We start from the raw sequence: 21,142 nt of genomic DNA on the forward strand, positions 1-21,142 counted from the left end.
TTCTCACTTCTTGGAAATCGGTTCGAGGAAGCCTTGCATCGCCAGCCAGGCGTGAAATTCTTCCATCAACAAGGTTGTGGTCGTCCCGGCGCGGCCCATGCCGCCAAAGCCGTGATAACCCTTTTGATAGGCGTGGATTTCTACCGGCCGCCGGGCAGCATGCCAGGCCTGCGCGATCGGAAAACCATTAGTGGGAAACAGCGGGTCGTCCATCGCGATCGCATCGAACAGCGGCGGAGCCGCGGCGGGCACGGTGACAGCCGCCTGGGGCCCATAGATATAGCCGACAAAGGCGGGATGCTCGTCAGCGCCCGTCGCCAGCGTGGCATTCATCGCCGTCATGGCTCCGGCCGAAAAACCGATCATGCCGACATGCGCCGGGTCAACGCCCCATTCATGCGCATCTCGCCGGACAAGGCGCAACGCGGCAAGCGCGTCGTCCGTCGCTTCCGGCTTTTCCAGCTTCGCGTCGTTGGTCCTGCCCCGCACCGCCTGGCCGATCCGCATCGCCATGAAACGCATGGCCTCCTTCGGATCGGCAGGTGTCGGTATCAGGCGATATTTCACGACGAACGCGGCGATCCCGCGATCGGCCAGCCAGCGGGCAACCTTGTACCCTTCATGGTCCATGGACAGCGCCATGAAGCCGCCGCCCGGGAAAATGATGACGCCGGCGCCATTGGCTTTGCCGGCCGCGGGCAGAAAGGGCGTCAATGTCGGCACGGTCACATTGCGCACCGACCGCCCTTCGTTGGGAACGATGGTCCAGATTTCGTCCGCGTCACCGCCTCTTGCAGTCGAAAGCAGCGGAATCGCGCCGGGTTCGGCGGCGGCAATGGGCGCAACTGCCGCCGGCCGCGCGTGCATTGTCGCCGCCTGCGCCAGCAGTCCCAGAGCGCATAGGGTCCGGACGAATTTTCTCATCATTCCTCTCCCTTCCCCGATTTCTAGCGGGTAAAGGCCTGCGCGTTGCCCGCATCGACATTGATCATGTTGCCGGTCGATTTGGCCGACATGTCCGATGCCAGGAAATAGACGGCTTCGGCGATGTCGGACGGCAGCACGTCGCGCTTCAGCATCGAACGCTGGCGGTAATGCTCCTCCAGTTCGCTTCCCGAATCGATGCCGTAGGCACCCGCGCGCTCCTTGCGCCAGTCGCCGTCCCATATACGCGATCCCTTGATCACCGCATCGGGGTTGACGATGTTGACGCGAATGCCGGCGGGCGCACCCTCCAGCGCAAGGCAGCGGGCAAGATGGTTCGCCGCCGCCTTGGCTGACGCATAGGCAGACGCATTGGTCGCCGCCGCCACGGCATTTTTCGATCCGATAAAAACGACACTTGAGCCGCCTTGCGCCGACATGCCCTTAAGCAGCGGCCAAGCATGTTTGGCGGTCAGGAAATATCCCTGCGCCAGGACATCATAGTTGCGATCCCAAAGGCTCTTGGTTGTTTCTTCAATCGGCGCGGAAGAGGCTATTCCGGCATTGGCGACGAGCATGTCGAGACCGCCGAATTCGCGGGCACAGGCCTGGAAACCGGCCTCCACCTGGCTTTCATCGGTTACATCGACGACGCTCGCACGCACCACGTCCTTGCCGTACTGGCCGGCAAATCCGGCGCGTACCTCTTCGACGGCGGCGGCATCGCGATCCGCCAGCATGACACAGGCTCCATCGGCCAACAGCCGCGCCGCCGTCGCGGCGCCGATACCCCCAGCCCCGCCTGTGACCAGAGCGATGCGACCGACCAGCGGCTTTGGCTTGGGCATGCGCTGGAGTTTCGCCTCCTCCAGCAGCCAATATTCGATGTCGAAGGCTTCCTGCTCGTCAAGCGCGATATAGTCTCCGATCGCTTCCGCGCCGCGCATCACGTTGATGGCGTTGCCATAGAACTCGCCTGCAAGCCGGGCGGTCGTCTTGTCAGTGGCGAAAGTCATCCGGCCGACACCGGGCACCAGCACAACCACGGGGTTGGGATCGCGCATGGCGGGCGAATCGGCCCGCTTGCACCGGTCATAATAGGCGGCGTAAAGCCGGCGATAATCCTCCAGCTTCTCCGCCAGATAGGCGTCGTCGGACAGGCGCGCGGGATCGAGCGTCAACGGCGCGATCTTGGTCCGCAGAAAATGGTCCGGGCAAGACGTTCCCAGCGCCGCCAGCCGTTCGAACTCCACCGAACCGACGAATTCCAGCGCTTCGCCATCGTCCGAGAAATGGCCGACCTTGCGGCGCGCCCCGGTCATCAGGCCACGCAGCCGCGGCATCAACGCAGCGGCAATCGCTGCGCGATCGTCATCGGGTGCCACCTTCTCGCCGCCAAAGGCAGGGGCATCGGCGAGCTTCGCGTTGAGATAGGCTGCCGCGTCCGCGATCAGCTCGATCGTGTGCTCGTAGCAGGCCTTGGCACTGTCCGCCCAGCAGATGATGCCGTGTCCGGCCAGCATGACGCCTTCGACATGCGGGTTCGCCTTCACATAATCGCGCAGCTGCACGCCCAGCGTGTAGCCCGGCCGCTTCCAGGGAAGCCAACCGATCCGCCCGCCCCAGATCGTCCGAGTCGCCGCTTCGCCGCCAGACGAAGCCGCCAGCGCGATGATCGCGTCGGGATGAACATGGTCGACATGGGCAAAGGGCAAAAGCGAGTGCAGCGGGGTATCGATCGACGCCGCGCGCCCGTTCAGGTTGAACGTGCAATGCGGAAGATAGCCGACCATCTTGTCGTCGTCCTGCGGCCCGCCATAATGGCGCTCAAGGCTCAGGAGCTTTTCCTGATACAGGGTCGCAAAACCATCAAGCTTCATGGAGCCGATGTCGCCGCCCGAACCCTTGACCCACAGCACCTCGACCGCCGCTCCGGTAAGCGGGTCGATCTCCGTCAACTTGGCCGATGTATTGCCGCCCCCGAAATTCGTGACAGTAAGATCGGATCCCAGCAGGTTAGAACGGTACAGCAGAAGTTCGGCCGGCGTCATAGCGGCTGCCCGGGAATCATCCCAGCGGCTGACGGGCACGGCAAAGCGCGTTGCGGAACGGGAAAGAGCAACTGGAGCGTTCATAAATATACCTTCAGGCGTCGGACATTTTCTGGTTTCGACGGCGGACTAACATTTTTGCTGGAAATGATCAATTGCGATTGATAGTGATCATTTCATATCAAAGTGGGGAGGCAGCATTTTGCGCCAGGGCGCAATCATCGTCATCGACATCGGCAAGACGCTGAGCAAGGTCAGCCTGTGGTCGCGCGATGGCCACATGGTCGACCGGCAGACGCGCGCCAATCTGCCATGCCAGGTCGATGGCGTCCGATGCCTCGACGCTGTGGGCATCGGCGACTGGCTGCTCGATGCCCTGACGCATTATGCCGGACAGCCCGTCGAGTGCATCGTCCCGGTCGGACATGGCGCCGGCGTCGTAGCCCTGGGGCAATCTGGTCCGGTCATGTCGCCGATCGATTATGAACAGGCTCCGCCGCAGGATATTCTGGCGGCATATCGCCGCGAACGCGATCCCTTTGCCGTGACGGGATCGCCCGCGCTGCCCGACGGCCTTAATATGGGGGCGCAAATCTTCTGGATGGACAGGATGGCGCCCGAGGCTATGCGCGGTACGATCTTGCTGCCATGGGCGCAATATTGGAGCTGGTTCCTGACCGGCCGCGCCGTCAGCGAAGTGACCAGCCTTGGTTGCCACAGCGATGTCTGGGCACCCGGCGATGCCGATTTCTCGCCGATGGCGAGGCGGCTCGGCTGGGCCGAACGCTTCGCGCCGGTCGTGCCTGCCGCTGAAACGATCGGCACGCTGACTGCGGAGGTCGCACATCGCACCGGCCTTCCCGCGTCCACCCGCGTTCTTGCCGGACTGCACGACTCGAACGCCGCGCTGCTTGCCGCGCGGGGCTTTGCCGAAATTGCGGGGCAGGAAGCCACGGTCCTGTCCACCGGAACCTGGTTCGTCGCGATGCGCCTTCCCTCCAGCCCGGTCGACCTGAGCGTCCTGCCGGAAGCGCGCGACTGCCTGGTCAATGTCGATGCCTATGGCCACCCGGTTCCATCGGCCCGCTTCATGGGCGGGCGCGAAATCGAGTCCCTGATCGAGATCGATACGCGCCGGGTCGACATCAAGCCCGACCAGCCGGCTCTGCTTGCCGCCGTCGAGGGCGTGCTGGCATCGGGTACGATGATCCTGCCAACCTTGGCGCCCGGCTTCGGTCCCTATCCCGACGGACAGTTTGAGTGGATCAATCGACCCGATGACTGGTTCGCCCGCCGCGCCGCCGCCTGTCTTTATGCGGCGCTCGTAGCGGATACGGCGATCGGACTGATCGGCTCGCGCGGACGGGTCCTCGTGGAGGGACGCTTCGCCGAGGCGGAGGTGTTCGTGCGGGCACTGGCAAGACTACGTCCGGACGTGGACGTATATGTCGGCCATGCCCAGCATGACGTGTCGTTCGGCGCACTGCGCCTGATCGATCCCGGCCTCAGGCCCGGTGGCTCGCTGACCCGGGTCCGGCCGCTGGACGCAGACATGACGGACTATCGCGCGGCGTGGGCCGACCGTGTCAGGATACTGGCATGATCATCGCCAACATCGCCGATTTTCGGGAGGCGGCGCGTCGCCGGCTGCCCCGGTTCCTGTTCGAATATATGGATGGAGGATCGTATGCCGAGGTGACGTTGCGCCGCAATGTCGATGACCTTGGCGATATCGCGCTGCGACAACGTGTATTGCGCGACATGTCCTCGCTCGACCTCACGACCGAACTGTTCGGACACAGACAATCCCTTCCCGTCGCCCTTGCCCCGATCGGGCTGGCGGGCCTGAACGCGCGCCGCGGAGAATGCCAGGCGGTGCGTGCCGCCGGGGGTGCGGACATACCGTTCACTCTCTCCACGGTATCCGCCTGCACCCTCGGCGAAGTCGCTACGGCGGCGCGCGCGCCATTCTGGTTCCAGCTTTACATGATCCGTGACCGGGGCTTCATGAAAGATCTGCTGGCGCAGGCAGTTGAGGCGGGATGTTCCGCGCTGGTCTTCACCGTCGACATGCCTGTGCCCGGCAGCCGCTATCGCGATTATCGCACGGGGCTTGCGGGCGCACCGGGCATGAAGGGTGCGCTATGGCGGTTTGCGCAGGCACTGCTGCGCCCGCACTGGGCCTTGGATGTCGGCGTGCTTGGCCGTCCGCATGCCCTGGGCAATGTCGCCCCGGTGCTGAAAGGCAAGACCGGGATCGAGGATTTCTTCGCCTGGATGCGCAACAATTTCGACCCGTCGATCAACTGGCGCGACCTGGATTTCATCCGTTCGGAATGGAAGGGACCGTTGATCCTCAAGGGCATTCTCGATCCGGACGACGCAAAGGCGGCTGCCGAAACCGGTGCCGACGGCATCGTCGTGTCCAACCACGGCGGTCGGCAACTCGATGGCGTGCCCTCCACGGCGCGTGCCTTGCCGGCGATCGCTGACGCGGTAGGCGACCGACTGACCATACTCGCAGACGGCGGCGTCCGGTCGGGACTGGATGTCGTGCGCATGCTGGCATTGGGTGCAAAGGGCGTGATGCTCGGCCGGGCGTGGGCCTATGCGCTCGCCGCGCGCGGCGAAGCCGGCGTCAGCCAGATGCTGGCGCTTATCGAATCGGAAATGCGTGTGGCGATGACGCTGACGGGCGTCACCCAAATCGCGGAAATCAATCAGGACATATTGGTGAGGAAGCCCTTTTAATGGCGTCAACATCCGCAAGGCAGACTATGAGCACCCGGGAACACTGGCGCAACACTGTGCTGGCGGGCCTCGCCAATTACATCGACGCCGGCTCCATCGTTGCCGGCTCGGTTGCGCTGGCGCTGTGGAAGGACATCTATCACCTGTCCGACAGCTTCATCGGCCTGATCGGCGCCTTCAGCGCCAATGCGATATCGGCCGGCGTCGGCGCGCTCATCGGCGGCTGGCTCTGCGACCGGGTCGGTCGCAAGAAGATCTATCAATGGGACATGCTGATTTACGCCTGCGGCATGGCCCTGCTGGTGTTCGCGGTGCACCCCTGGATGATCGTCACGGGGTTCGTCATCGTCGGTCTCGCGGTGGGTGCCGATATTCCGGCCAGCTGGTCGCTGATCGCCGAACAGGCGCCTGACGGAGAGCGCGGCAAACATTCGGGTGTGGCCCAGATCCTCTGGTATCTCGGCCCGGTCGTGGTGCTGCTCATGAGCCTCGCGCTGACCGATTTCGGCATATTGGGTGCGCGGATCGTTTTCGCCCATCTTCTGATAATCGCGCTCGGCCTCACGCTCCTGCGGTCCAAGATGCGCGAATCCGAACGTTGGGAGGATGCACAGAAAAGCGACGAGAAGCGCCCGGCCATGTCCAGCCTGCTCAAGGGCAGGAACCTAGCAGCGCTCGCCGCATTGGTAGGCATGTACGGATTCTGGAACCTGTGGGCCGGCACCAACGGCTTCTTCTTTCCTTACATCCTGCGAACCGTGGGCGCCGCTACGCAGGCGCAGAGCGTGGCTATCCAAGCGCTCAGCTTCTTCACCGGCATGGTGTCCATCTGGCTGATCTTCATGCGCCTGTCGGACCGGGTCAACCAGCGGCTGCTGTTCATCCTGTCGGCTGTCATCCAGGTCGGCGGCATGGCATTGCTCGCTCTCTTCCCGCTGACGTTGCCGATCGCCATCCTGCACGTCTTCCTGCTCCAGTTCGGCGGCGGATTCGGCGCGCAAAGTTTCTTCCAGCTCTGGAGCGCGGAGATGTTCCCTACGCTGCTGCGCTCGACAGCGCAGGGACTGGCGTTTGCGATCGTGCGGATCGGCCTTGGCATTTTCAGTTTCTTCGTACCATTCCTGACGTCGACGGGCTTTACCAATCTTGCGTGGATTCTCACGGGCTTCCTTGCCATAAGCGGCGTCATCGGCGCCCTGTGGGCACCGCGCAACGAAGGCAAGTCGCTCGAACAACTCGACGCGGAGCGACAGATCAGCGGATAACGGGAGCAACGGACAGTACATGCACGCGGCGGAACGGCACGGGCTGATCATGGAGGCGCTGAGCCACAACGGCTTCATCACATATCGTGACCTGGAGGCCCAGCTCGACGCCTCGCCCGCCACCATCCGTCGTGATCTCGCGCGTCTGGAAGAGGAGGGCCGGATTGTGCGCGTCCACGGGGGAGCGCGCCTGGACAATATGCCGGTCGCTCCGCAACCCGAACCGCCAGCGCAACTAGCCGGCGTACCGTTCGAACAGGCGATCGGTCACAATCTTGCGCAAAAACGCGCCATCGGGCGCGCGGCCGCTGCCTTGTGCGAGCCCGGTGAAGGCGTAATGATCGATGGCGGCACGACCACGTTGCAAATGTGTGCCAACCTGGACGGCCTGAACTTGCAGGTGCTGACCAACTCGCTGCACATCGTGAACGCTCTGCTGCCGCAGGCTGGCACCAGAATTCTTACCCCGTCCGGAACGGTTTTTCGCGAACAGAATATCATTCTGGCGCCAGCCGGCGAGGATTCGATGCCGCGCTTTCATGCTCCCAAGCTGTTCATGGGCGCGGCGGCCGTGGGTCCGCAGGGGATAATGCAGCAGGACGTCATCCTGGTGGCGGCGGAACGACGATTGATAGATCGGGCCGAACGGCTGATCCTGCTGGTCGACAGTTCGAAGTTCATGTCGTCCTCCGGCGCAATCGTGTGCCACCTCGAAGAAGTCGACATCTTGATCACGGACGAAGGAATCAGCGCGCAAGCCGAAGCGATGGTGCGGCAGGCCGGGGTCCACCTGATCATCGCACGCGATGAAGCCTGAACCCCGCTAGGCAACTCATCAGAAGATTTTGGATAATCGGGCGACGTTCCTGCGCGGATCGCGCTTTCCGCCGCGCAACGGCACCGCACTCTCCGGCCTTTTCGGGAGAGGCGGTGCCGCCATGGCTTATTTCAACGCAGCGAGTTCCGCATCGATGGCTGCCAGCCGTTCGTCCGTAACATCGTCGGGCGCATAGGCCTGGATACCCTTCAGCGTCATGCCGCGGGCCATGTCCACCTGGTCGTTGGTGGTCATCCCGGGGATGTGCTTTTCGATGATCGCCTTGGCGGCCGGATTGTCCAGCAAGTCACCCAGAGGGGTATCTTCGGTAGAATATTTCGGCGCTGCATGGGCCGAATGATCAACGGGGGCCGGCTGTTTCGCATCGGTCTGGGCAAAAGCAGGTGCCGCAACCAGTGCAGCCGCGGCGATCAGGTACAAGCGCATATTACAGGATCCTCCAATTGACTATGCACGCCTATATCGCACGTTATCGTTCTAATTTCAAGTGTCACCACGCGTCCCGGCCTGCAAGGAACAATGCGACGATCCTTTCGACGATGACCGGCCAATCGTCATCGTCTATGGCGCGTACAGTCCCCTCCTGAACATAACGGCCGATCAGGGTAGATACGAACATGCGCGCTATCTCGTCGGGGGCCTTGGCAGCCCGACCATCGCGTTGCGCGGCGGCCGCAATGTCGGCGGCGATCAAGCCGACGATGTGAAGATAGCCGATATCGTGCATCGCACGTGCCAGTTCGGGAAAGCGCTCGGCATTGGCAAACACCAGACGCTGAAACGCCTGAACATCCGGACGGGTCAGCGACTTTGCGATGGTGTGCCCATGGTGCCGCAGCCGATCGCCGATATCGTCGGTCAGCAAATGGTCCCGCTGCGATGCCTCACGCGCCCAGGCATGGACATTTTCATCGACGATCGCGGTGAACAGCGCTTCCTTGGAGGGGTAGCGGGCGTAGAGCGTACCTTTCGACACGCCCGCGCGGGCGGCGACATTTTCCATCGTCACCGTGTCATATCCCTCCTCGAAAAACATCGCGCGGGCAGTGGCCAGGATGGTTTGCTCGATCGCAGCCGTCTGCGCTGCATTGGGACGTCCCCGGCGAGGCGTGAAAGTGGGAAGGGCACTGCTTTTCGTCATCGGGTTACCTGCTGGATCACATCGCCGATCCGGCGTCAATATTCGATCGCTTCCGTTCGATTATTGACGCCGGACATTTATCGCCTTATCTCTTGGCTGAACGCCGCGGGTCAAGCCACGGCGCTGCATCGAGAGGATTTCGCGATGAGCGGACATAAGCGTCATATATTCCTGCTTCTTCTGTCGGGCGCGAGCGCAACCTCGGCGCTGGCCGGCGAAGCCAATCCGTCGCCCGACCAGCGGGCGCGCGACATAGTGTCGCGCATGACGGCCGAAGAGAAGCTGAAACTGCTGCACGGTCCCATGCCCGCGCTGCTTGCGCCCGCCAAGCGTCCGCAAGGCGTGCCGTTGGGGGCCGGTTTCATCGAGGGGATCGAAAGGCTGGGAGTCCCGATGCTGGTGGAAACCGATGCCAGCCTCGGCGTCTCCAACCTGATGGAAATGCGGAAGGGCGACGTCGCCACGGCCCTGCCTTCCGGCCTGTCCCTCGCGTCCACCTGGAACCCGGCCGTCGCCGAGGCGGGCGGCCGGATGATCGGAGCGGAGGCCCGTGCCAAGGGCTTCAACGTCATGCTGGTGGGCGGCGTCAATCTGGTGCGCGATCCGCGTGCCGGCCGGAATTTCGAATATCTGGGCGAGGACCCTTTGCTCGCGGGCAGCCTCGCGGGGGCGCAGATCGCAGGTGTGCAATCCAACAATATCATTGCGACCATCAAGCATTTCGCCCTGAACGACCAGGAAACCGGACGGAATGTCGCCACGGTGGAAATGGATGAGGCCGCGATGCGCGAAAGCGACCTGCTCGCATTTCAAATCGGTATCGAACGCGGCGACCCCGGATCGGTGATGTGCGCCTATAACCGGGTCGGCGGCGTGCATGCCTGCGAACATGCCTTCCTTTTGAACGACGTACTTCGCCGTGACTGGGGCTATAAGGGCTTCGTCATGTCCGACTGGGGCGCCGTGCACTCGACCAAGGCCATATTGGCGGGCCTGGACCAGCAATCGGGCGAACAGATCGACAGCAAGCCGTACTTCTCGACCATGCTGGCGCAAGCGGTCGAGAAAGGAGAGGTGCCGGCGACGGCCATCGACACCGCTGCAAAAAGAGTCTTGCGGAGCATTTACGCCCATGGCGTGGCAGACAATCCCATCGTTCCGGGACAGGCGATCGATTATGACGCCCATGGCGACATCGCCCAGCAGGCGGCGGAACAGGGCATTGTCCTGTTGCGGAACGAGGGAAAAATCCTGCCGCTCGCCGCGAACGCGAAGTCGATATTGCTGGTTGGCGGCAATGCCGATATCGGCGTGCCCGGCGGCGGCGGGTCAAGCCAGGTGCATCCGGTCGGCGGCCTGAAGCGTGTGACCAGAGGCGCAGAAAGCGGCGTCGCCGCAGGATTTGCGAAGCGCGGCTATGGCGGCACTGCACCGCTCGACGCGTTGAGGGCGGCATTGCCACAGGCCGCCATAAGCTTCCTCGACGGCAAGGATGTTGCCGCGACGCGCGATGCAGCGGCGAAGGCCGACATCGTGATCGTCTTTGCCGAAAAATATGCGACCGAAGCCGCCGACCAGCCCGACCTGGCCTTGGGCGAAGGCCAGGATGCGCTGATCGATGCAGTGGCCGATGCCAATCCCCGCACGGTCGTTGTTCTGGAAACCGGCAACCCGGTGTTGATGCCATGGCACGACAAGGTTCCCGCCATCCTGTCGGCATGGTATGGCGGCCAGCGCGGCGGAGCGGCAATCGCGCGCGTGCTGACCGGCGCGGTCAATCCCTCCGGCCATTTGCCGGTGACCTTCCCCGCCGCCGTCGACCAGCTTCCCAATCCGGTGCTGCCGGGATCGGACGCGCCGCCCGCAGACAAGGAAACGCGCGCGGTCTATGGGTTGCAAGCCGGCACGAAGCCATTTGAAATCCGTTATCCTGAAGGGTCCGACGCGGGTTATCGCTGGTTCGATCGGAAAGCGGTGAAACCCCTTTATCCCTTCGGCTATGGCCTCAGCTACACGCAGTTTCGCTATGGCGACCTTAAGGTTTCGGGCGGAAAGACGCTCACCGTCCGCTTTACCGTGACAAATACCGGCGATCGTGCAGGCGTCGACGTCCCGCAGGTTTATGTGGTGCGGCCGGGCAAGGCCAAGCGGTTGATCGGTTGGGGCCGCCCGGATCTCAAGCCTGGCGAAAGCGCGCAGGTCAGCGTTACGGCCGATCCGCGCGTTCTGGCGGACTTCGACGTAAAGACGCAACGCTGGATCGTTCCAGCCGGAACGGTCCGGGTAGAAGTGGGTACGTCCGCGGTCGATGCGGCACTCAGCGACACCGCAAAACTGGCGCGTGTATCGCGAAGGCCCTGAAGCATGCCGGCGTTTTCGCCACGCGCACTGATCGGATCGACGTTCGCGGCAACGACGCTGACCGCTCTGCCCGCATCCGGACGAGCGCTGAAATCGATCCGGCCATCCTGCGGCTTCCTTCGGGGCGCCGCTACGGCGGCGCACCGCGCTGGCGGCATGCACCGCCGACGGCATTGATGTGCGCGGCTATCTGCACTGGTCGCTTTTCGATGATCTCGAATGGATGCTGGGCTATCGCCCGACCTTCGGACTGGTGGCGGTAGACAGGACCACCCAGGTCCGGACGCCGAAGCCGAGCGCCCGACATCTCGGCCGGATTGCCCGCGCGAACCGGATGGCCATGTGAGTAAGGAACGAGACATGCTTCGACTATCGGATATTTCCCGCCTGCGGCATTACAGACCTGCCAGAAAGCACCGTCGGCCGGTTCTCGCCATGTGCGCGGCGATATTCCTGATGGGGGCTGCCCCCGTTTCTGTGCCGGACGATCAGGCCATATTGGCGACCGTCAATTCCGAATTGCGCCCGATGGCGCGCATCCTGCTGAATGCGCAACGGCTGGAACGGTCCTTCAAACCGTCCCGCCCGGCTCGCCCGCCCGATGGCGTCAGCGAGGTTGAAGTGCCCGGCATGGGCAAGGCGCCACCGGTCACCCTCTATATCGTCAACCGCAGCGCAGCGCTGACGCCGCCGCGGGGCGCCATCCTCTATATTCATGGCGGCGGCTTCGTCGCCGGCGACGCCCGCGACGATCTGCGCGAACTCCTGCCTCTCGCCCGTCGGCTCGATTGCCTGATTGTCAGCGTCCAGTATCGGCTGGCACCCGCCACCCCCTTTCCCGGCGCACTGGAAGACAATTATGCCGCGCTGAAATGGCTGCACGCGCATGCCGGGGAACTTGGCGTCGATCCCGCTCGGCTGGTGGTGATGGGCGAGAGCGCCGGTGGTGGACATGCGGCGATGCTGACCATTGCCGCACGGGCGCGCAAGGAGGTCCCCATCGCCTTCCAGGCGCTGGTATATCCGATGCTGGACGACCGGACCGGGTCCGCCCGCACCGTTCCTCCCCATGCCGGGCGCCTGATCTGGACCGCGGAGTCGAATCGTGCGGGCTGGCAGGCCTTGCTGGGCCGCAAGCCCGGCCGGTCCGACGAACCGCGCGGCGCCGTTCCGGCGCGGGAAAAGGATCTGACAGGTCTGCCGCCCACTTTTATCGGCGTGGGTTCCATCGACCTGTTCGCCAACGAGGATATCGAATTCGCCAGGCGGCTGGTCGATGCCGGGGTGCCCACCGAATTGCTGGTGATACCTGGCGCCTTCCACGGTTTTCAGCGCGCCGTGCCGCGAGCCGCCGTCTCGCAACAGTTCAACGCCGCGCTGGAAGCCGCGCTTGCTCGCGTGCTCAAACCGGGCGGGTGACGGGCCGGCGCAGGTCCGCTTCAGCCGCGCAGCACCAGGACGGCGGTCAGAAAAAGGCCGCCTAGCGCTACGTTGAGCGGGACAGCGGCGCGCAGATGCGCCGCCTGGGCTTCGGGTGCGTGGCGCAACAGGACCATCGCAGGGGTAAGAAGCAGCCACAGGTCGGCGATGACGACCGCAACCGCTGCGGCCAGACCCATGGCCCGTCCATGGCTGCCGCTCATGTCGGCATAGGCAATCTGCGGCAGTGGCGACAGGGCACCTGTCACCATCAGGCCAACACAAGCCGGCACGATGAAGATCAGCGGCAGCAACCAGCCCGCACCGGCTATCACACCGGCCAATACACCGCGGCACCGTGCTGCCCCGGGCCAGCTCTGACGCAGGGTCGCCGCCAGTGGCAGCAGCATCGCGCCGGGCAGGAGGAAGAGCGGGTCGACGCCCGCCTGCGGCATGTTCATATCGCGTCCGATCCGCGATCGAGCACCAGCGGATCGGGCCGCGCGGGTGCCTGGAAGGTCTTGCCTGGCGGGCCGGCCAGCACATGCATCTTGGCGCGCAGGGTCGGCGCCGCGGCAACGTCGCGCGCCAGGTAGCGGAACTCATGGGCAAGGACACGGACAGGGTTTGCCGAACGCGGCTGGCGCGTGATGCCGAACACCGGAGGTTCGCTATTCTCAAGCCGCTGATAGGTGCCGAACACATGGTCCCACAACATGAGGAGGCCGCCATAATTGCGGTCGATATACAGCCTGTTGCAGGCATGATGCACCGCATGGTTGCAGGGTGTCACGAACAGCCATTCGAACCATGGCGCCAACCGTCCGATGCGCCGCGTGTGGCAGAAGGTCTGAAAGGCCGGAATATTGATCGCCATGATCACCAACGCAACCGGATGAAAGCCGAGCAGCGCGAGCGGCGTCCATGTGATCAGCCTGTAGACGGTGGCGAAAGGTGTATGACGCAGGTTGACGGTGAAGTCATAATGTTCGGCGCTGTGATGGATCGAATGATCCGCCCAGAAAATCCGCATTTCATGGCCCGCGCGATGGAAGAGGTAGAAGGCCAGTTCGCCGGCGAGGAAATAGAGCGGCAAGGTCCACCAACTTACCGGCACCCGCAGAGGCGTGAGGTGCCAGGCGGCGGTGAGGCCGGCGATCAGCAAGGCATTGGCGAATATGCCCTCCATCAGCGGACCGAGGGGGAAAAATAGGTAGTTGTGGATCATTTCGCGGCTGAACGGCCGTTCGCCCTCCCGCCAGCGCAGGAAGGACTCGGCAATGACGCAGAACAGCAACAAAATGCCGCCGCCGAACCCGAATATCTGAATGACATGCACCAGATCGCCGACGAACGCTTCGTCCATCATCCCCTCCCCCGGTCCCATCGCCAAGCGGTTATTTGACAATCAGCTTATGCCGATCGCCTGCCCGTGCCAAGACCTGCCCGATCAGGGCAAAGCTGCAAGGGCCCGGTCGATCCGGCGCAGGACGGTGTCGGTCAGGATGTCCGGCATCATCGGCTGAAGGTTGCGGAGTCGCGTTTGGGGAAACAGCCCCTTGTTCGGAGACTCCGCGAGCGCCGGAACCTCCCGGTCGAGGATCGCCCGGCTTCGCGGGTCGGCCAGCAGGTCGCTGGTCAAGGAATCGAGACTGTAATGCTGGCCATTCGCCGCGCGCACCGGCCCCGGTATCACCTTCACTCCCGCGAGCGCGCCATCTATTTCCGCAAGCTTTGCCTCGGTCAGCATCCCCGGGGCAAACTGCCTGATTCCGTCCAGAGTCAGGCGCTCCCAGCCATGGATATGGCTCATCCCCTGAAGCAGGCCAGGCACCATCCGGTCCAGAACCGCCTTGCCGCCGGGCGTCGCAACGATGTGGCCGATCAGCGACCGGTGCGTAAGAGGCGCATCGGGCACGGGCGGAAGATCGACGATCGCCGTTTGCACCTTATCGTCCTGGGCCGGCGAAGGCGGCAAGAGCGGTAAATCCCCTTTGCGCTCGATCGTCAGAGATATGTTGTCGGCGCCCGCTGCGTTGCGAACGGTCAGAGTGGCGGCATCGGGCGGGGATATGACCCTTCCCCCGGTCACACGCGCGCGATAGCCATCGGGAAAGGCGGCGGCCGGAATACGGACTTCGGTCAGCAGCGCCGCCCCGGCGCGCCGCCCGTCCGGCAATCGCGCCGACCAGGTATAGCGCATATGACCGGTCTGCTGATCATATGTCAGCGCGTCGGGCGTGCCGGCGGTCGCCTGAGGATAAGGCCGGGCATAGGCGCGCAGCATGGCGAGGCGATTGCCGTTACCCTCATCGGGCAGCGCGGGATCTACCAGAGACTCGAACGCGCCACGCGTCCAGGCGAGCCAGGATATATGCCGCGCATCGAAATCATCCGCCTGGCCGTCCACCTCCGCCGGGTCGTTCGAAAATCCCCATTCCGTGTTCAGGATCGCCGCCCCGACCCGCTCGACATGAGCTATCGCGCCGTCGTTCACCGTGTCGCGCGTGGCCTTGATTGGTCCGTAATTATGGAAGGACAATGCCCTTCGTCCCTGCGGCGCGACGATCGGCGTGTCGATCGCGGGTACGCCCAGTGCCCCTTGCAGCATGAAGGGTTCCACGAACACCATCATGCGCGGCGCGGCACCCGCGATCGCGCTGCTGGCCTTTTCATAAAAGGGGCGCAGCAGTTCGTCCTGCAGCTCCGGGCAGTTGGACGCTACCGGATCCGGCTTGGCGCAACGGGACCCGGTCGCCGGCTCGTTCATCACGTCGATACCGATCACCGCCGGTTCGTCGCGGAAACGACGGGCTACCGCGACCAGTCCTTCAATATAGAAATCCTGCACGCCCTTGTCCGTGCCCGGCACCAGGCGGTTGGCCCAGAAACCATCAAATGCCTTCTGGACAGCCGGATCGATGAAATAGCCCATGGGAAATTCCACGCCCGGCTTGCGCGACAGCCCGTCGTTGAGCACGGCCCAGTCGGGCATGCCGCGCACCCCGACCAGGGCGCCATATTCATCCTGATGAAAATCGATGAGGACGTGGATGCCGGCATCCTTATAGGCCGTGACAGCCGCCGCGATCCGGTCGAGATAAGCGTCGTCAATGACGCCGGGTTCCGGCATCAGACCCGACAGGTAAATCGCCAGACGGACGCCATTGAAGCCTTGTTCAGCCATGCGCGCGGGCGTCGCATCGCTCCACTGCGTTTGCGCGCCGCCATTTGCGGCATTGCCCGGCAAGCTGACATTTCCACCGTGAATAAGGATGGCCCGTCCATCCGGGTCGACGAACCAGCGCCCCTGCTGCGCGATGCGGGCGGGTTCCGCCTGAACCGGAAGCGCCAAAGTCCATGCCAGAATGGCGCAACTCACCTTCAGCATCGCGCTCATTTGTCTCTCTCCTTCGGTTGGCGGTTGGCGGCTTGCCGTCAGTTCGTCTTTTCTTCCGTCCACACCTGCGCGAAAAACGGATTGCGCGCTGCCTCGGCATCGTAGGTCTCAGGCTGGATCATGGTGTCGGGGCACCAATGGCCGCCCTGAAGGTAAAGCCGCGGCGTCATTTCGAAACGATGGCCCGCCGCCGATACCCAGCCAACGGGGACGTCGGGACCTTCGAACACCGCAGCCTCGCACCGAGCACCCCGAAATTCGGCCGCGGCTCGCAGATCGTCCAGCCGCCAGTCATCGGGCGCGCGCGTCTCGTCATAGCCAAGGTCGAGCAGCGTCGGCTCGCGCGACGGCTGCTCGAGCGCAAAATCCTTCCAATCACGCGGAATTGCTTCCCAGGCCGCGCGCGATCCGAAATAGGCGCGGATGTGCGCCTCGTCATTGGTATCGAACCAGTGGAGGGACCCGCCGGGCCCTTTCGCCATCATTTCGATCTGCTTGTAAACCAGGCCAGGCACGACCTTGGGAATGGCACGGACGAGAAAGGGCATGTGGCGAGGGGCCTGATCGAAATAGTCGCCGATCGACTGCTCGCGATAGGGTATCAACGCCTCAAGCCTGTCGGAATCGGCATACCATTGCCCATGGAAATTGCGCGTCGCAAACCAGTGCGGCTTCAATATCTTGTGATAATTGGCGATTTGCGCAGCCATGAATTCATGGTTGACCACGCGCGAGGCAGCCCCGCCACCGATATTGTAAAACCCCCGCCAGAACGCCTCCGGTACGTCGTCCGCACAGACCCCGGCCATCAGGCGGCCGCTGTCATTGGCGGTCGACCATTCGAAGACACCGTTCAGCGGGTTATGAAACATGATCGGATCGTTGATCTTCCACATGTCGAAATGGGCCATCCCGCTCTGCCGGAGGGACACCCAGTGATCGATGCCGCTTTGCGCAACGATCGCTTCGGCCTGGGTCTTGGTGACGGCATAGTGATCATATTGGCTGATCTTGATCGGATCGCCCGTTCGCCCCCAATGGATCGGCGCGTTGCGACTACCGGTTTCGGCCACGGTGCCGATGTAGACGAGACGCGTCCTGCGGGGATCGCCCACGGCATGGATCGCGTTAACGATGTTGCGCGCACCGCCGACGTTGACACGCGTCACGACGTCAGCCGGTAACCGGTCTGCCAGCGGCGACACCAATCCACCTACGTGCAGAACGATATCAGCACCTTTAACCCCGGCCTCGATGGAGGCCGCATCGGCAAGGTCGCCCCATTGAACCTCCGCCAACCGCTCGCGAACGATTGTCCGCACCACCGGGTGATCGCGCTCCTCGGGGCGAATCAGAACGCGTAGACGAAGGCGATCTTGCTGGGCTGCGATCCGCCGAACAGCTTCGCGCCCCATATTGCCGGTGGCGCCGGTCAGGAACACAAGTTTTCGACTGTCCATCATTCAGGTCGTCCTCCCCACATTGAGCTATAATCGCACGCTTACGTTCCAATATCAATCGTCAACCTGCAATGCCCCACTGATGCAATCCTGCAACATCTGCCATGAAATGATCATTTTTTACCCCGAGAATGACGCAAGGTGCTCGTTTTCGATCATGTTAGCGTTGCCAGACTCATGGCTTCCCGCTAATCCTCGGCTCATGTTTCGATAGCCGGATGGAATACCGGACATCCATGATGGGGAGGACTTTAATGATTTTGCGCCGCTCTCTTTTCGCCCTGCTGGGCACATCCACATTGGCGATGGCCACTGCGGCACAGGCACAGACGGCCGAATCAGGTGGCATCGCGGAGATCGTGGTTACGGCGACCCGGCAGGAAAAATCGCTGCAGGACACTCCGGCCGCCGTCGACGTCGTGACCGCCCAGGACATCCGCAACCTGAATATCTTCGATGTCAAGGAGGTGCAAAATCTCGCACCCGGCCTTGAACTGACCAACAATTCGGGCCGTTCAAACGTCGCAACCCTGCGCGGCATCACCTTCGACCCGGATTCCGGTTCGGCACCTGCGGTCGACCTGTTCTTCAATGAAATTCCGACCGACGCCCAGACGATGTTCACGGCCATCTACGACATCGGCCAGATCGAGGTGCTGCGCGGTCCGCAGGGTCTTTTCCGTGGCCGGACCTCGCCGGCAGGCGCGATCCTGATTGGCGCACAGAAGCCCGATCTGAACGATTTTACCGGCTACATGCAGGCAACTGCCAGCAATCGTCATGCCGTGAACGTACAGGGCGCGGCCAATCTGCCGCTGGTCACCGACAAGCTGGCGCTGCGCGCCGCACTGCTTTACGACGAAAATGACCTCAATTCGGTCCGCAATATCGACGGGCGCCGCCCGTCCAGCAAGACGATGAGCGGCCGCATCAGCCTTGCCTATGATTCGGGCGCTGGCCTGACCGCAAATCTGACCTACCAGCATCTGAACGCAGATAATCGTTCGTTCGTGGCGGTGTTCGGACCGGGCAATCAGCCCAGCCCTCTCAGTCCCGAACGTAGCGGGCCGGCGCTGAGCATCAAGGACCGGACGTCGGTGACCGAAGGCATCGAGCGTTTCCAGAACCGCACGGATTTCGTCACGCTGAACGCAAAATATGATCTCGGCGCAGCTGAAATCATTTTCAACGGAGGCTATCAGGACACGCTGCTGACGCAGCATTCCGACCTGGATAAGGGCAACGCGGTCCCCGATTATGTCTTGGACCAGAGACTCACGACCGCATATCAGGTGTCGAACGCAGAACTGCGCCTGCAATCGAGCGCGGGAAGCCGGCTCTTTTGGGCAATCAGCGGCAACTATACGCATCAGAAGAATAACGTATCTGTGCTGCAAAATCAGGATCAGCTGTACTCCCTGCAATATGTCGGACCGCTCCCCGCGAGTTCCGCCTTCCCGATCATCGCCGATGTCGGCATCGGTATCGCATCGGATACCTACGGTCTTGCCGGTACGCTCGGTTATGAACTGACGGACGGGCTGACCGTGACGGGCGGCCTGCGCCAAACATGGGCGGACATCAACCGCGAGCAGGTCGTCGTCGTTACCCTGCCGGACCTGGATCTGGTCCTGCCCTCCCCGCCCACCGTCTCGAACCTGCACAAGAAGGCGCTCACAGGCGGCGCGAATATCAGCTGGGAAGCGACCCCGGACCTGACCATTTACGGCAATTACGGGCATTCCTATCGCCAGGGCGTCTTCGCGGTGGGCGTCTCGGTGCCGCTCGACGCCAATCTTCTGGTCACGCCGGATGAAACATCGGACGGTTTCGAGGTCGGCGTCAAAACCTTCCTGTTGGACCGGAAGGTTTCGCTGAATCTCGCCGCATTCTACCAGAAGTTCAAAAACTACATCTCCTACGCAGGGGGGGTTACCACCGATGCCGATATGGATGGCATCATCGACTCCACGGGTACGCCGTTGCCGTTCGCCGGGGACGCAATCTCCAAGGGTGTCGAGATGCAACTGGAAGTGCGTCCGTCCGACTACGCCAATTTCGGGGTCAACGCGTCCTATACCGATGCGCATTGGGATAATGCATCGATTCCCTGCAACGACTTTAACGGCGACGGCATTCCGGATGCCAACGGGACACCGAGCGTCCAGCCCGGAAAACAAGTCTCCTTCTGCACACGAAACGACCGGATCAGCCGGACTCCCAAATTCTCGCTGTCCGCCAATGGCGAACTGCGCATTCCCACGGGATCGGTCGAGCCCTTCGTTCGCGGCCTGGTGAATTATCGCCCCGGCTTCTATTCGCTGGACGATGATTATCGCTATCGCGCTTATACCAAGGTCGACCTGTTTATCGGTGTCCGCGATGCGAGCCAGCGTTGGGAGATATCGGCATTCGCCAAGAATCTGCTCAATCAGACCCGCGTGCTCGCAGCATCGCAAGGCACCGTGCAGAGTGGAACCAGCGAACTGGATTTCATAACCTTCCAGCCGACCGGTCGCGCGGGCATACCCCTCGATTCCGGCTATCATACGGCCGTCCTCAATCCGCCCCGCGAATTTGGCCTGACGCTGAAGTATAACTGGTAAAATCAGTCATCGGTGATTGAAGGGTGTCCCGTTCGCGCTTGCGCGGGCGGGACATTTCTTTTGGCTGGGCCAGCGAACTGGCATTCCCTGCCAGGGTCCACCATTTCATCCCGTTTCCTTACTGGACGACAGGCTGGAGGTAAGGTGTTTCCCCAAATGAACAATATCGGCTTTCGTCCCTAACCGCTCCACATCGCGATCAATTCCGGCCGTTTTCATCTCCGCGCATCTCACCGGCGCCCCGAAGGAACAGGGCCGTCGCGACTTCCGCCTGGCGCCGGATCGCTGCTTTCGTCATCGGTCTCTCGCCATAAATGACGCGGTTTTGCCATTTCTGAAACACCATCGCGACATAGGTCGTCCCGAGTTCCTTGGCTTGCGCGGCGTCAAATCCATGCGCTTCCAGAATCTGCCGAACCGGGGCCAATTGGAATCGATCGAATTGGTAGCGGGAAATCGCCTCAAGTTGCGGAAAGCTGGTACATTCGCGGAAAATCACGCGCGCGAGACGAACCTGCCGATCCTGATTCAGTCGCCCCTGCATATGGATGGAAAAATCGATGAGCTGTTCCTGCAGGGCCGCGCAGCGCTCTTGCGGTTCCCAGACATCCTGAAGCGCTGACATTTCGAGACAGGCAGCAAACAGGGCCGCCTTGTCGGTGTAGCGATTGTAGAGCGTGCGCGTCGACAATCCGGCCCGTTCGGCGATGGCACGAACGGAAGCACCATGGAATCCGTGGCTGGAAAATTCCTCGAGCGCCGCTTCCAGCATCGCCTCATGCTTGCGTTCGGCTTCCCGCGCACTGGGCCGCCCGACCCGTCGCCGGATCGAACTATCGGCTGCCGTCGTCCTCTCTTCCAATTGGATGGTTTCGCTTGTCCCGTGCATCAAGGCATCATGGACTTTTGCGTTTGAAACGTCCAGT

Annotated in this window: 17 protein-coding genes; 8 read left to right on the plus strand and 9 right to left on the minus strand. The window is 62.6% G+C overall.

Features of this window, described 5'->3' with window-relative positions:
- Positions 1-3 precede the first annotated feature (3 nt).
- Positions 4-927: an alpha/beta hydrolase gene (locus J3E64_RS09780; protein WP_253342559.1), complete on the minus strand. Its 924-nt coding sequence runs from the start codon at positions 925-927 to the stop codon at positions 4-6.
- Between the two features lie 20 nt (positions 928-947).
- Complete coding sequence (locus J3E64_RS09785) at positions 948-3,059, minus strand: bifunctional rhamnulose-1-phosphate aldolase/short-chain dehydrogenase (protein ID WP_301287218.1); 2,112 nt, start codon at positions 3,057-3,059, stop codon at positions 948-950.
- Positions 3,060-3,177: 118 nt separating this feature from the next.
- Here J3E64_RS09785 and J3E64_RS09790 point away from each other — a divergent pair, with 118 nt between their 5' ends.
- The 4 genes from J3E64_RS09790 to J3E64_RS09805 are packed head-to-tail and all read left to right on the plus strand — an operon-like array spanning position 3,178 to position 7,808.
- Complete coding sequence (locus J3E64_RS09790; RefSeq protein ID WP_253342561.1) at positions 3,178-4,578, plus strand: FGGY-family carbohydrate kinase; 1,401 nt, start codon at positions 3,178-3,180, stop codon at positions 4,576-4,578.
- Positions 4,575-5,726, plus strand: a complete 1,152-nt coding sequence (gene lldD / locus J3E64_RS09795; RefSeq protein WP_253342562.1) for an FMN-dependent L-lactate dehydrogenase LldD — start codon at positions 4,575-4,577, stop codon at positions 5,724-5,726. The genes J3E64_RS09790 and lldD overlap by 4 nt, the downstream gene beginning before the upstream one ends.
- Positions 5,727-5,752: 26 nt before the next feature.
- A complete protein-coding gene (locus J3E64_RS09800; protein ID WP_253342563.1) occupies positions 5,753-6,991 on the plus strand; it encodes an MFS transporter in 1,239 nt (412 codons plus the stop codon).
- Between the two features lie 19 nt (positions 6,992-7,010).
- A complete protein-coding gene (locus J3E64_RS09805; RefSeq protein WP_253342564.1) occupies positions 7,011-7,808 on the plus strand; it encodes a DeoR/GlpR family DNA-binding transcription regulator in 798 nt (265 codons plus the stop codon).
- 126 nt (positions 7,809-7,934) lie between these two features.
- On the opposite strand, the gene J3E64_RS09810 is transcribed toward J3E64_RS09805, so the two are convergent.
- Both J3E64_RS09810 and J3E64_RS09815 read right to left on the minus strand, forming a co-directional pair.
- Positions 7,935-8,255, minus strand: a complete 321-nt coding sequence (locus J3E64_RS09810; protein ID WP_253342565.1) for a hypothetical protein — start codon at positions 8,253-8,255, stop codon at positions 7,935-7,937.
- 64 nt (positions 8,256-8,319) lie between these two features.
- Complete coding sequence (locus J3E64_RS09815; RefSeq protein WP_253342566.1) at positions 8,320-8,970, minus strand: TetR/AcrR family transcriptional regulator; 651 nt, start codon at positions 8,968-8,970, stop codon at positions 8,320-8,322.
- Between the two features lie 144 nt (positions 8,971-9,114).
- On the opposite strand from J3E64_RS09815, the gene J3E64_RS09820 reads away from it, so the two are divergent.
- The 3 genes from J3E64_RS09820 to J3E64_RS09830 all read left to right on the plus strand — a co-directional run bounded on the left by J3E64_RS09820 (position 9,115) and on the right by J3E64_RS09830 (position 12,750).
- Complete coding sequence (locus J3E64_RS09820; protein ID WP_253342567.1) at positions 9,115-11,331, plus strand: beta-glucosidase; 2,217 nt, start codon at positions 9,115-9,117, stop codon at positions 11,329-11,331.
- Positions 11,332-11,479: 148 nt separating this feature from the next.
- Entirely contained in the window at positions 11,480-11,677 is a 198-nt protein-coding gene (locus J3E64_RS09825) for a family 1 glycosylhydrolase (RefSeq protein WP_301287231.1), read from the plus strand.
- Between the two features lie 14 nt (positions 11,678-11,691).
- Positions 11,692-12,750 (plus strand): alpha/beta hydrolase, encoded by a 1,059-nt coding sequence (locus J3E64_RS09830; protein WP_253342569.1) that lies wholly within the window; start codon positions 11,692-11,694, stop codon positions 12,748-12,750.
- 20 nt (positions 12,751-12,770) lie between these two features.
- Here the strand turns inward: J3E64_RS09830 and J3E64_RS09835 are convergent, their stop codons facing one another.
- The 4 genes from J3E64_RS09835 to J3E64_RS09850 form a co-directional block, all read right to left on the minus strand.
- Positions 12,771-13,211 carry a hypothetical protein gene (locus tag J3E64_RS09835; protein ID WP_253342570.1) on the minus strand — a complete coding sequence of 147 codons (441 nt, stop codon included), beginning with the start codon at positions 13,209-13,211 and terminating at the stop codon, positions 12,771-12,773.
- Positions 13,208-14,119: a sterol desaturase family protein gene (locus tag J3E64_RS09840; RefSeq protein WP_253342571.1), complete on the minus strand. Its 912-nt coding sequence runs from the start codon at positions 14,117-14,119 to the stop codon at positions 13,208-13,210. Before J3E64_RS09840 ends, J3E64_RS09835 begins: the two co-directional genes overlap by 4 nt.
- Before the next feature lie 81 nt (positions 14,120-14,200).
- Positions 14,201-16,150: a cellulase family glycosylhydrolase gene (locus J3E64_RS09845; protein ID WP_253342572.1), complete on the minus strand. Its 1,950-nt coding sequence runs from the start codon at positions 16,148-16,150 to the stop codon at positions 14,201-14,203.
- 38 nt (positions 16,151-16,188) lie between these two features.
- Positions 16,189-17,613, minus strand: a complete 1,425-nt coding sequence (locus J3E64_RS09850; RefSeq protein WP_253342573.1) for an NAD(P)-dependent oxidoreductase — start codon at positions 17,611-17,613, stop codon at positions 16,189-16,191.
- Positions 17,614-17,864: 251 nt separating this feature from the next.
- Between J3E64_RS09850 and J3E64_RS09855 the strand changes: the two genes are divergently transcribed.
- Entirely contained in the window at positions 17,865-20,216 is a 2,352-nt protein-coding gene (locus J3E64_RS09855; RefSeq protein WP_253342574.1) for a TonB-dependent receptor, read from the plus strand.
- 199 nt (positions 20,217-20,415) lie between these two features.
- Here J3E64_RS09855 and J3E64_RS09860 read toward each other — a convergent pair whose 3' ends face one another.
- The gene (locus J3E64_RS09860; RefSeq protein WP_253342575.1) at positions 20,416-21,105 is read right to left on the minus strand and encodes a TetR/AcrR family transcriptional regulator; all 690 of its coding nucleotides are present in this window, start codon (positions 21,103-21,105) and stop codon (positions 20,416-20,418) included.
- Positions 21,106-21,142 lie beyond the last annotated feature (37 nt).

It is taken from the genome of Sphingobium sp. OAS761 (assembly GCF_024168485.1).
In the GTDB taxonomy this organism is placed as follows: domain Bacteria; phylum Pseudomonadota; class Alphaproteobacteria; order Sphingomonadales; family Sphingomonadaceae; genus Sphingobium.